Raw genomic sequence first — 12224 nt, forward strand, 5'->3', positions numbered from 1 at the left:
CAAGCAAGGGTCCAGTTCTTTTGAAGCTTAGCCACACAGCAACCGTTGCATGATGGGTTACGCGCGATCGGCGTTTGGGTGCTAGGCGCGGTCTTGCCGCGCTTCACCCATCCTACCGGGCCGCTACCGTATCTGGCGGGACGGGGTTGTCCCAGCCGCCGCCGATGGCGCGGATCAGGGCTACCGCCGAGCGTGCCTGTTCGCCGCTTAACTGCACGGCAACGCGTTGCTGCAACAGTACGCTGCGGTCGGCTTCGATCACGTCCAGGTAGCTGATGCTGCCTTCGCGATATTGCGTGTGCGACAGCATCGCGGCGCGGGCCGAGGCTTCGACAGCGGCGTCTTGCGCCTTGGTCTGGTCGGCCAGGATGCGCAGGTTGGCCAAATTGTCTTCGACCTCGCGGAAGGCATTCAGCACCGTCTGGCGATACACGGCAACGTCCTCTTCATACACGGCGCGGGCGCGGTCCAGGCCGGCCTGGCGGCGGCCGCCGTCGAAGATCGGCATCGACAGCGCGGCGCCCACCAGCGGGCCCAGCAGGAACGTGCGGCTGGACCACTGGAACAGGTTGCCCAGGTCGGACGACTCGTAGCCAAAGGCGCCGGTGATGTCCAGGCGCGGGAAGAACGCGGACTTGGCCGCGCCGACGCGGGCATTGGCGGCGGCCATGGCGCGTTCGGCGGCGGCGATGTCGGGGCGGCGTTCCAGCAAGGTGGACGGCAAGCCTGCGGGAATCGACAGCGCCACCTTTTCAATCGGCTGCGGCGGCATCGTGAAGTCAGACGGCGCGCGGCCCAGCAGCACGGCCAGCGCGTGTTCGGCGGCGGCGCGGCGGCGGTCGATGCCCAGCGCTTCCGACTGCGCCGAGGCCAGCTCGGACTTGGCGCGGGCCAGGTCCAGTTCGCTGATGTCGCCGGCGTCGAAACGGCGCTGGATCAATTGCAGCGTGTCGGTGCGCAGCTTGACCGTCTGATGGTAAAGCTGCGATTCGGCGTCCTGCTCGCGGACCAGGAAGTAGGTCGAGGCCACGTCGGCCTGCAAGGCCAGCAGCACCGACCGGTACAGCGCCTCGCTTTGTTGGGCGTCGGCGGTGGCGGCGTCCGCGGTGGAGGCCACACGGCCGAACAGGTCGGCTTCATACGACACGGCGCCTTGCGCGCGCCACGTCGTCACCGGGCTGGTGGACGTGCCGTCGGGCAGGCCTTGCGACACGGCCGACGGGCGCTGGCGGTTCGGGCCAAAGGCCGCGTCCAGCGTTGGGAAAAAGCCGGCGCGGGCTTCGCGTTGCAGCGCGCGCGACTGCGCCAGGCGGGCGGCGGCGGCTTGCAGGTTCTGGTTGGCCTGCTGCGCTTCTTCTTCCAACTGGTTCAGGCCTTCGTCGCCGAACACCTTCCACCAGGCGCCGCGCAGCGCGTCTTCCGACGGTTCGGCGGGCTTCCAGGTGCCGGCTTCAGACGCGGGCAAGGCCGCTTCCTTGAACGCCGCCGGGGAAGCGGCGGATGGCTTTTCGTAGGTGGGGCCCACCGCGCAGCCGGCCAGCACGAGCAGGACGGCAAGCAGGGCGGAACCGCGGGTCAGTCTTTGGATCATGATGAATTCTCTTTGGCGCGCGCCCTGCCTTGTGAGCAGGACGCGCTGGCTTCTCTTCTGCCTGCGTTAAGCGTGGGGCTGCGTGGCGGGCGGCGCGTTCGTGTCGATGTGCGGCGCGCACTCCGGCGCTTCATGCGGAGCCGCCGAATGCAGCGGCTTGCCGCCCAGCGAACGCAGCAACACGTAGAACACCGGCGTCAGGAACAGGCCGAACAAGGTCACGCCCAACATCCCGAAGAACACGGCCACCCCCATGGCATGGCGCATTTCCGAACCGGCGCCCGACGACAGCACCAGCGGCACCACACCCATGATGAAGGCGATGGAGGTCATCAAGATCGGGCGCAGACGCAGGCGGCTGGCTTCAATCGCGGCTTCCAGCGGCGTGCGGCCACTCATCTCAAGCTCTCGGGCGAACTCCACGATCAGAATCGCGTTCTTCGCTGACAAGCCCACCAGCACCATCAAGCCGATCTGCGTGAAGATGTTGTTGTCGTTGCCCGTCAGGTACACACCCGTCAGCGCAGCCAGGATGCTCATCGGCACGATCAGGATCACGGCCAGCGGCAAGGTCAGGCTTTCGTACAGCGCGGCCAGCACCAGGAACACCAACAGCACGCTGATGGGGAAGACCCACAAGCCGGCATTGCCCGCCAGGATTTGCTGATACGTCAGGTCGGTCCATTCGAACTTCACGCCACGCGGCAGCGTTTCGGCGGCGACGCGTTCCGCCGCGGCTTGCGCCTGGTCAGACGAGTAGCCGGGCGCCGGGCCGCCGTTGATGTCGGCGGCGGTGTAGCCGTTGTAGCGCACCACCATTTCCGGGCCGAACGTTTGGTTGACCGTCACCAAGGACGACAGCGGCACCATGTCGCCCGCCGCGTTGCGGGTCTTCAGTTGCAGGATGTCGTCGGCATGCGCGCGGAACTGGGCGTCGGCTTGCGCCCGCACCTGGAACACGCGGCCGAAACGGTTGAAGTCGTTCACGTACATCGAGCCCAGGTAGATCTGCATGGTGTCGAACACTTCCGTCACCGGCACACCCAACTGCTTGGCCTTCACGCGGTCCAGGTCCACATCCAATTGCGGCACGTTGATTTCATAGCTGGAGAACGCCGGGCCCAGTTCAGGCGTTTCACGCGCCTTTGCCAGGAAGGCCTGCTTGGCCTTGTCCAGTTCGGCATAGCCCAGTGCCGCGCGGTCTTCCAGTTGCAGCTTGAAGCCGCCCAGCGTGCCCAGGCCCATCACGGGCGGAGGCGGGAACACGGCAATGAACGAGTCCTGGATGGCGGCAAACTTCTGGTTCAGCGATGCGGCAATGGCGTCGCCGGAAAGCTCGGCGCTCTTGCGTTCACCAAAGGGCTTGAGCGTGACGAACACGATGCCGGCGCTGGAACTGTTGGTGAAGCCGTTGATCGACAGGCCGGGGAACGCGATGGCCGATTGCACGCCGGGTTCCTTCAAAGCGATGTCGCTCATGCGGCGGATCACCGCTTCCGTGCGGTCCAGCGACGCGCCGTTGGGCAACTGCGTGAAGCCGATCAGGTACTGCTTGTCCTGCGCGGGCACGAAGCCGCCGGGCACCAGGTACGACACGCCAATCGTCGCGGCCACCAGCACCGCGTACACGCCCATGGCGCCCGCCTTGCGGCGGATCACGTTGGACACGCCCGTGCCGTAGGACTCGGACGCGCGGCCGAACATGTTGTTGAACCAGTTGAAGAAGCGGCCGAAGACGCGGTTCATGCCACGGGTCAGCCAGTCCGGCTTGTCGTGATGGCTTTTCAGCAGCAGGGCCGACAGCGCGGGCGACAGGGTCAGCGAGTTGAAGGCCGAGATCACCGTCGAAATGGCGATGGTCATGGCGAACTGTTTGTAGAACTGGCCGGTCAGACCCGTCATGAAGGCCAGCGGCACGAACACGGCGCACAGCGTCAGCGCGATGGCGATGATGGGGCCGCTGACTTCACGCATGGCCCGATACGTCGCGTCGCGTGGACTCAAGCCCGCCGCGATATTGCGTTCCACGTTTTCCACCACCACGATCGCATCGTCCACCACGATCCCGATGGCAAGCACCATCCCGAAGAGCGAGAGCGCGTTGATGGAATAGCCGAACACCAGCAGCAGCGCGAACGTACCCACGATGGAAACGGGCACGGCCAGCAGCGGAATGATCGACGCGCGCCAGGTTTGCAGGAACAGGATCACCACCAGCACCACCAGTGCAATGGCTTCCAGCAACGTGTGCACCACGGCTTCGATACTGGACCGCACGAACTGCGTGGGGTCGTATTCGATGCGGTATTCCACGCCGGGCGGGAAGTCTTGCGCCAGCTCGGCCATGGCGGCGCGCACCTGGGACGACACGTCCAAGGCGTTGGCGCCCGGCGACTGCATGATGCCCATGCCCACCGCCTGCTTGTTGTCCAGCAGCGAACGCAGGCCGTATTCCTGGGCGTCCAGTTCCACGCGGGCGACGTCGGACAGATAGGTCACGGCGCCATCGGGCGAGGTCTTCAGGATGATGCCGCGGAATTCTTCCTCGGTTTGCAGGCGGCCGCGCGCATTCACGTTCAGTTGCAGCGGCACATCGCCTTGCGTGGGCGATGCGCCGATCACGCCGGCGGCCACCTGCACGTTCTGTTCGCGGATGGCGGCCACGACTTCCGACGCGGTCATGCCGCGCTGCGCCACCTTTTGCGGGTCCAGCCAGATGCGCATCGAGTAATTGCCCGAACCCCACACCGTGACTTCACCCACGCCCGTGATGCGGGCCAGGCGGTCCTTGATGTTCAGGATCGCGTAGTTGCGCAGGTAGGTGATGTCGTAGCGGTCGTTCGGCGAGATCAGGTGCACCACCAGCGTCAGCGTGGGCGAACTCTTGGCCGTGGTCACGCCCAGGCGCTGCACGTCCGGCGGCAGGCGTGGCAGCGCTTGCGACACGCGGTTCTGCACCAGTTGCTGCGCCTTGTCCGGGTCCACACCCAGCTTGAAGTTGACCGTCAGCGTCAGGTTGCCGTCGCTGTTGGCCTGCGACTGCATGTACAGCATGTCTTCGACGCCGTTGATGGATTCTTCCAGCGGCGACGCAACGGTCTCGGCGATGACCTTGGGGTTGGCGCCCGGGTACTGCGCGCGCACCACCACCGACGGCGGCACGACTTCCGGGTATTCGGAAATGGGCAGTTGGAACATGGCCAAGAGGCCCGCCAACAGCACCAGGATGGACAGCACACCGGCGAAGATCGGCCGGTCGATGAAGAACTTTGAGATATTCATGAACGTTCTCTGAAGACGCGCGGGCCTTACTGGACTTGGGCCGCGGCGGTCTGCACCGGCGCGCGCTTGGCGGCGACCATGGGCACGACAGTGGGGGTCACGGCGTCGCCGGGACGGATGCGTTGCAGGCCGTTGACGACAATGCGGTCACCGACGGCAAGGCCGGAATCCACCACGCGCAGGCCTTCCTGGTTGGCGCCCAGCTTCACCTGGCGGTAGACGGCGTGGTTCTTGTCGTCCAGCACCAGCACGTAGCGCTTATCCTGGTCGGTGCCGATGGCTTTTTCATCGATCAGCACGGCGGAACGGGGCTCGCTGCCGCCCAGGCGCACGCGGGCATACAAACCAGGCAAGAGCGAGCCGTCGGCGTTGTCGAACTCGGCGCGCACGCGGATCGTGCCCGAGGTGGCATCCAGGCGGTTGTCCACCGACTGCACCACGCCCGTGCGCGAATAGCCTTCTTCGTTCGCCAGGCCCAGCTCAACCGGCACCGAGCCGGCCTTGCCATTGCGGGCGGGGTTGACGTACTTCAGGAAGGTTTGTTCGTCCACGTCGAACGATGCGTACATCTTCGACACCGACACCAAGGTGGTCAGCGGCACCGAACCGGCGCCGGCGGCCACCACGTTGCCCTCGGTGACTTCGGCGCGCGACACGCGGCCGTCAACCGGCGCTTCGATGCTGGTGTAGCCCAGGTTCAGCTTGGCGTAGTCCAGCGCGGCCTGCGCGCCTTGCAGGTTGGCGGCGGCTTCGCGCGAGGCGTTCTGCTTTTCCTCGAAATCGCGGCGGGCGATGGCGTTGTCTTTCAAGAGGCGCTGGCCGCGCGCAAGATCGGCGGCGGTGTAGGACGCGCGGGCGCGGGCGGCAGTCAGGGCGGCGGCGGCGCGGTCCACCTCGGCCTTGTACGGACGCGGGTCGATGGTGAAGAGCACGTCACCCTTCTTGACGATGCTGCCGTCCTGGAAATGCACTTTGGTCAGGGTGCCGGACACCAGCGGGCGGATGTCGACGCGGTCGATGGCTTCCAGGCGGCCGGAATAGCGCTGCCAGTCCACGATGGTCTTGTTGATCACTTCAGCCACTTCCACGGGCGGGGCCGCCGGGGCGCCCTGGGCCATGGCGACATTGCCGCCGGCGGGGCCGCGGGTCAGGGCGTAGCCGCCTCCGGCCGCCAGCACGGCAGCAAAAACAACGAGCAAAGCAATACGATTACGCGAAACCATGATGTTTCCTTGAGTGGTATAGGTGCGAAAGCGCGCTTGTTTGGGCCTGGGGCGGAGGCGGCCGCGGCGGTCGGGCATGGCAGTCCTGAGCATCCCCGGGGAATTTGCTTATGCTGCAACGCAGCATTCAACAAGGTCAGGGTCCCGAGGCAGAAAACCAGTTGGCGGCTGGCATCTACAGGGGTGGAAAGCTGAGGATTGACATGCCCTGTGGGGTCGCCGGGAGGCAAGGGCACTTCAAGATGGTTTGCATTCTGAGTGTTTTGTGGGGCCGGATAAACTCAGTTATTTCGGCAACACTGTTCGACAAGGATGACTAATCAGCGCCGAAATCGGGTTATGCTCCGTTCACCCCGACTTATCAGCCCAAAAGGACACCGTTGCCATGGACCGTTTTCAGGCTATGCAGGTGTTTGTGCGCGTCGTGGACGCCAATAGCTTCACGCGGGCGGCCGACAGCCTCTCGCTACCGCGCACCACCGTCACCACCATCATCCAGAACCTCGAACGCCTGCTGGGCGTGCGCCTGCTCAACCGCACCACGCGCCGTATCGGCCTGACGCCGGACGGCGCGGGCTATTACCAGCATTGCGTGCGCATCCTGGCCGACGTCGAAGAAACCGAGGCCTGCTTCCAGGAAGCGGCGCTGCGCCTGAAAGGGCGGCTGCGCATCGACGTGCCGACCTGCATCGGGCGGCTGATCCTGATTCCCTCATTGTGTGATTTCCACGACAAATACCCCGACGTCGAGCTGGTGCTAGGCCTGGGCGACCGCCCCGTGGATATGGTGCAAGAGGCCGTGGACTGCGTGATCCGCGCGGGCGACCTGGAAGATTCAAGCCTGGTGGCGCGCCGTATCGGCACCCTGCAGACGGTTACCTGCGCGTCGCCCACCTATGTGGCGCGCCATGGCATGCCGCAAACCATCGAATCGCTGCGCGATCATCACGCCGTGCACTACTTCATGAGCCGCACGGGTCGCAACTGCGCCTGGGATTTCAAGGTGGACGGCAAGCACCAGGAAGTGGACATGAAGGGCACGGTGGCGGTGAATGAAGCCGGCGCCTATCTGGATTGCGGCTTGAAGGGATTCGGCCTGATCCAAGTGGCCCGCTATATGGCCTTGCCTCACTTGCAATCGGGCGAACTGATCGAGATCCTGCCGCAGTGGAAGCCTAGCTCCACCCCCATTTCGGTGCTGTATCCGCAAAGCCGGCAGTTGTCGCCCAAGGTGCGCGCCTTTACCGATTGGGTGGCGGAATTGTTCGCCGGATGCCCGCTGCTTAGCGGCCGGGATGAAACCGACCCGGCGGCAGCCAGTTGCGGCGTTTACCAGCGTCAACTGGGCATGCCCAGCGCCATGACGATGGGTGCGCCCGCGGCTCAGCCCCGGGCCGAACCTGTTTTGGCCCAAACCCCGCCGCGCCGTCGCAGCCCGCGTGAAGAGGCGGCCGAGTACGCGCTGTAAGCTCCCTGGCGTGGTGCGTCCGATGGCGCGCCACGCAGCCAGACCACGGGAAACCCCGTAGTAAATACAGGGATCGTGTCCCTCGTATTTTTTGAAACGTCTGTATAGTCCGACAGTCAAAGCCTACAACGCCCTTACTGTCGATCCGCTCTATGCAGCCTGTACTTCCCGCTTACCTGATCGCCCGTTGGCTGCTGCTGCTTGTGCTGTTGGCTGGGGTGTACTTCCTTAGCGGCTTCCTCGTCCCCGCCCTGGCGGCAATGATTATCGGCCTGGCCAGTTGGCCTTTGTACCGGCGCCTGGTCGTGCGCTGTGGCGGCCGCACGGCGATAGCGGCTACCTTGGCCTTGCTGATGGTCATCGTGGTGCTGATCGTGCCGATGTCATTCGCGCTGTCCTACGCCATCAAGGAAGCCAGCACCTTCTTCGCCTGGGCCATCGCGGCCAACCGCCACGGGGTGGCGGTGCCCAACTGGATCTCGTCCTTGCCGGTCTTTGGCGAACGCCTGGGGCAGTACTGGGAATCCTATATTGGTCAGCCGCATGCGCTGGGCGAACTGGTCGAGGCGGTCAGCGGCGAGCACCTGGGCAACATCTACCGCATGGTGCTGGCGGCCACGGGCAACGTGTTCCAGCTTCTGCTGACCGTATTGTTCATGCTGATTACGCTGTTCTTCGTCTACAAGGACGGCGTGCGCATGGTGGCGCAGTTGGACGTTCTGGGCGAACGCATCCTGCCGGCCCGCTGGCAGCGTTTTTCGCGCGTGGTGCCGGCCACCATCAATTCCACCGTCACCGGAATGGGCCTGATCGCCTTGGGCGAAGGCCTGGTGCTGGGCATTGCGTACTGGGTGGCGGGCGTGCCGTCGCCGGTGCTGCTGGGCGTGGTCACCGGCTTCATGGCCCTGATACCGGGCGGCGCACCGCTGTCGTTCACGCTGGTGTCGTTGTATCTGGTGGGCTCCGGGCACCTGGTTGCGGGCATCGCGCTGATGGTGTGGGGCAGTGTCGAACTGTTCATCGTCGATAAAACGCTGCGCCCGCGCCTGGTGGGCGGCCCGGTCAAACTGCCGTTCCTGCCGACCTTCTTCGGGCTGGTGGGCGGCGTGAAGACGATGGGTATCGTCGGCTTGTTCGTGGGCCCGGTGTTGATGGCGCTGCTGGTGGCCGTGTGGCGTGAATGGGTCCACCACGAGGTCCAGGAACTGGACGCCGGGCGATCCCAACGGCCCTTGCCGCCCCAGGTTGAAAAAACCCCGTCCGCCTGACGCGCGGCCCCGGGCGCTTTGGTAATCTAGCCATCCCCGCGTATACCGGCGCCTGACCGGTACGCGCCTGCCCAGCACGCAGACGCTTCGCAACCGCCGCGGGGTGTGAGGATCGAGATGTCCGGGTTTCTGCATGATGATCAGATAGCCGTCCTGCGCAAGCAGGGCTTTGTGGTGGCCCGCCAGTTCGCGGACCCCAGCCAGGTGGCCGCGCTGCGCGCCTTGGCCCAGCGCCACTTGGCGGAGCATGTAGCGCCCATCGAATACGAAGCCGACCTGCAATACCCCGGCGCGCCGCCATCACGCGGGGCCGAAGGCGGGTTGACGGTGCGACGGCTGTTGAACGCCTATGCGCGCGACCCCTTGTTCGCGCAATGGGCAACGGACCCGCGCATTGGACAGTGGCTGGCGCGTTACTTTGACGAACCGCCCGTGCTGTCCACGGTCCACCACAACTGCGTGATGACCAAGCACCCCGCCTACGGCAGCCTGACGGGGTGGCATCAAGACATCCGATATTGGTCTTTTACGGATACCGACCTGGTTTCCTGTTGGCTGGCCCTGGGGCCTGAAACGCGCAACAACGGCGGTTTGTCTTTCATCCCGGGTTCGCATGCGGCGGCCTTTGCGCCCGATCAGTTCGACGAGAAGAAGTTCTTTCGCGAAGACGCGCCGCAAAACGCCGACTGGATTGCGCGCGCCGTGTGCCCCGAGCTTCAGGCCGGCGACGTGGTGTTCTTCCACTGCCGCACCTTGCACGCGGCGCAGGGCAACCGTAGCGATCAGGTGAAGTTGTCGGTGGTGCATACGTATCACCCCGCGTCGTGCCACCCGGTGGCGGGCACCCGTTCGGCGTCGCAGCCCGGGGTGCCGCTGGTGGCGCCCGCCGAAAGTGATTGATATCTGCTATTAGTAATTGAACTACAATTAAATCAAGCGCAATACGCGATGCCGGGCCGGCAAATCCCGCATCGCGTTGATGTTTGCGTGGCCTCCCTAGAACTCAATAGGCTGTTCCCCGTGCGCAAAAAAAACATCGACGACACGCAAGAACCGCAGGCGCCCACCGCAACCCGGTCGTCGCTGTTTGTCGGCTCCACTGAAAAAGCATTTCAGGTCCTGCACGCCTTCGACGGTTCCAAACGGCACATGACCCTGGCCGACATCGCGCGTGAGTCGGGCCTGGACCGCAGCGCCACGCAGCGCCTGGTCTACACGCTGGAAACGCTGGGCTACCTGCGCCGCATTCCCGATACGCGCAACTATGGGCTGACGCCGAAGGTGCTGCAGTTTTCGTACAACTATGTGCGTGCGAACGAGCTGATCGACAAGGCATCGCCTTATCTGCTGGACATCAGCCGCACCTTGGGTGAAACGACGAACCTGCAAGAGCTGGACGGCCACGAGATCGTCTTCGTCGCGCGGTTTCCCGGCCATCATCTGGTGAACGTGGACATCGCCGTCGGCAGCCGCCTGCCGGCGTTTTTCACGGCGTCGGGCACGGCAATTCTGTCACGGCTGTCGGATGAACATCGCCGCGAGATTCTGGCGCAGACAAGGCTGGAAGCGATTACGCCGTACACCGAAGTGAACCCCGAGAAGTTGCTGGACCGCGTGCAGCGCGTGGCCGAAAAGGGCTACGCGATCATCGTGAACGAGACGGTGTTGGGCGATATTTCAGTGGCGGCGCCCGTGACGGACCATCGCGGGTTCGCGGTGGCCGCCATCAATATTTCGGTGCCGACGACACGTTGGACGGTGGCCCGGGTCGAAGCCGAATTGGCCCCCCACGTGCAGGTGGCGGCCACGTCGATTTCGAAGTCGAAGTTCGCGGGGTATTCGAGGTAGGGGATGCTGCTGTGATGGGTTCCGTGCGCTAGGCGCCGGGGGCCTGTCCGTATTTTTGTGGGCGAGGCGTTTTAAAAGTTGTTATCCCCGCACCGCAGTAAACCGTTCACCGAACAGGATAGCAAACTGGTTCATGGCGGCTTTCCAGTCGAAGGTCGCCCTGACGGACTTGGCCAGCACATTGCGTAGCGCCAGCCATAGGAGCTTGATGGCGGCCTCATCGTTGGGGAAGTGCCCCCGCGTCTTGATGATCTTGCGCAACTGCATGTTCAAACTTTCAATGGCGTTTGTGGTGTAAATCACGCGTCTGATGTCTGGCGGAAAGACGAAGAACGGCGTGACGTTCTCCCAGGCCCGCTGCCAGGCCTGGACGATCGTTGGGTACTTGATCCCCCAGGGTCCATCGGCGAACGTTTGCAGCGCCTGCTCGGCCGCTTGTTCGCTGGCGGCAGCGTAGATCGGACGCAGGGCAGCGGCCACTGCCTTGCGGTCTTTCCATCCCGCGTAATCCAGGCTGTTGCGGATCAGATGCACGATGCAGGTCTGTACCGTCGTGCGCGGGAAGGCTGCGCCAATAGCATCGGCCAGGCCCTTCAGGCCGTCGACGACCGCGATCAGGATGTCCTGGCAGCCACGGGTCTTCAGGTCATTGAAGACCTTGAGCCAGAACTTGGCCCCTTCGGTCTGCTCAACCCATAGGCCCAGCACGTCGCGCTGGCCGTCGGCCTGCACGCCCAGCGCCAGATACACCGCCTTGTTGCTGACCCCGCCGTCGTCACGGATCTTGACCCGCAACGCATCGAAGAACACCACCGGGTACATCGCCTCCAGTGGCCGGTTCTGCCAGGCGATGGTTTCGGTCATGACCTCGTCGGTGACCGAGCTGATGAAGTCAGGCGAGACCTCGGTGCCGTAGCTCTCGGCCAGGAACGCCTGGATCTCGCGCACGCTCATGCCCCGGGCGTACATGGCAATGATCCGGTCATCGAACCCGGTGAAGCGCCGCTCGTGCTTGGGGATCAGGATCGGCGCGAAGGAGCCGTCCCGGTCGCGCGGCAGTTCCACGCGCACCGGGCCATGCTCGGTCAGCACCGTCTTGCCACTGGCGCCGTTGCGCTCGTTGGCCTGGCCTTCGGGCTTGTCCTCGCCTGGCCGATATCCCAGATGCAAATTCATCTCTGCGGCCATCGTCCGCTCGATCACGGCCTTCTGGAACGACAGGAACAGGTCTTGAACCTCGCTGGGCGTCATCGGTCCCTTGACCAGATGATCCAGCAACTCGGCCGGCACTTCAGGCAGCGGCCCGCGGGCCGCTGCCTGAGCAGCTGCTGTGCGTCTCTTCTTCATCGGCATATCCATGGTCTTTGGTCCTCATGATATGCCTCGCACACAAAATCACGGATAGGTCCGGCGCCGGCGTTCTTCTGCACGCCCACGCGCACTTCACCCATCCTACGATGTGACGTGCAACCGCCCCATCGTAGGATGGGTGAAGCGCGGCAAAATCACCGCAAGAACGCCGACACCCACCGCGTGCATGGACC

General features: G+C 64.4%; 8 protein-coding genes. 4 read left to right on the plus strand and 4 right to left on the minus strand.

Features of this window, described 5'->3' with window-relative positions; genetic code table 11:
- Positions 1-112: 112 nt before the first annotated feature.
- From CVS48_RS09435 to CVS48_RS09445, 3 genes are all read right to left on the minus strand, one after another.
- Entirely contained in the window at positions 113-1591 is a 1479-nt protein-coding gene (locus CVS48_RS09435) for an efflux transporter outer membrane subunit (protein WP_100854216.1), read from the minus strand.
- Positions 1592-1657: 66 nt separating this feature from the next.
- On the minus strand, positions 1658-4873 hold the full coding sequence (locus tag CVS48_RS09440) for an efflux RND transporter permease subunit (RefSeq protein WP_100854217.1): 3216 nt from the start codon (positions 4871-4873) through the stop codon (positions 1658-1660).
- 26 nt (positions 4874-4899) lie between these two features.
- Positions 4900-6096 carry an efflux RND transporter periplasmic adaptor subunit gene (locus CVS48_RS09445; RefSeq protein ID WP_172616203.1) on the minus strand — a complete coding sequence of 399 codons (1197 nt, stop codon included), beginning with the start codon at positions 6094-6096 and terminating at the stop codon, positions 4900-4902.
- Positions 6097-6481: 385 nt separating this feature from the next.
- Here CVS48_RS09445 and CVS48_RS09455 point away from each other — a divergent pair, with 385 nt between their 5' ends.
- From CVS48_RS09455 to CVS48_RS09470, 4 genes are all read left to right on the plus strand, one after another.
- Positions 6482-7564, plus strand: a complete 1083-nt coding sequence (locus tag CVS48_RS09455; RefSeq protein ID WP_100854219.1) for a LysR family transcriptional regulator — start codon at positions 6482-6484, stop codon at positions 7562-7564.
- A 152-nt stretch (positions 7565-7716) separates the two neighbouring features.
- On the plus strand, positions 7717-8832 hold the full coding sequence (locus CVS48_RS09460) for an AI-2E family transporter (RefSeq protein WP_100854220.1): 1116 nt from the start codon (positions 7717-7719) through the stop codon (positions 8830-8832).
- Positions 8833-8949: 117 nt separating this feature from the next.
- Positions 8950-9732: a phytanoyl-CoA dioxygenase family protein gene (locus CVS48_RS09465; protein WP_100854221.1), complete on the plus strand. Its 783-nt coding sequence runs from the start codon at positions 8950-8952 to the stop codon at positions 9730-9732.
- A gap of 120 nt (positions 9733-9852) precedes the next feature.
- Positions 9853-10680 (plus strand): IclR family transcriptional regulator, encoded by an 828-nt coding sequence (locus tag CVS48_RS09470; protein WP_100854222.1) that lies wholly within the window; start codon positions 9853-9855, stop codon positions 10678-10680.
- 81 nt (positions 10681-10761) lie between these two features.
- Here the strand turns inward: CVS48_RS09470 and CVS48_RS09475 are convergent, their stop codons facing one another.
- A complete protein-coding gene (locus CVS48_RS09475) occupies positions 10762-12033 on the minus strand; it encodes an IS256 family transposase (RefSeq protein ID WP_100857483.1) in 1272 nt (423 codons plus the stop codon).
- Between the last annotated feature and the right edge of the window lie 191 nt (positions 12034-12224).

It is taken from the genome of Achromobacter spanius (assembly GCF_002812705.1).
In the GTDB taxonomy this organism is placed as follows: Bacteria; Pseudomonadota; Gammaproteobacteria; order Burkholderiales; family Burkholderiaceae_B; genus Achromobacter; species Achromobacter spanius.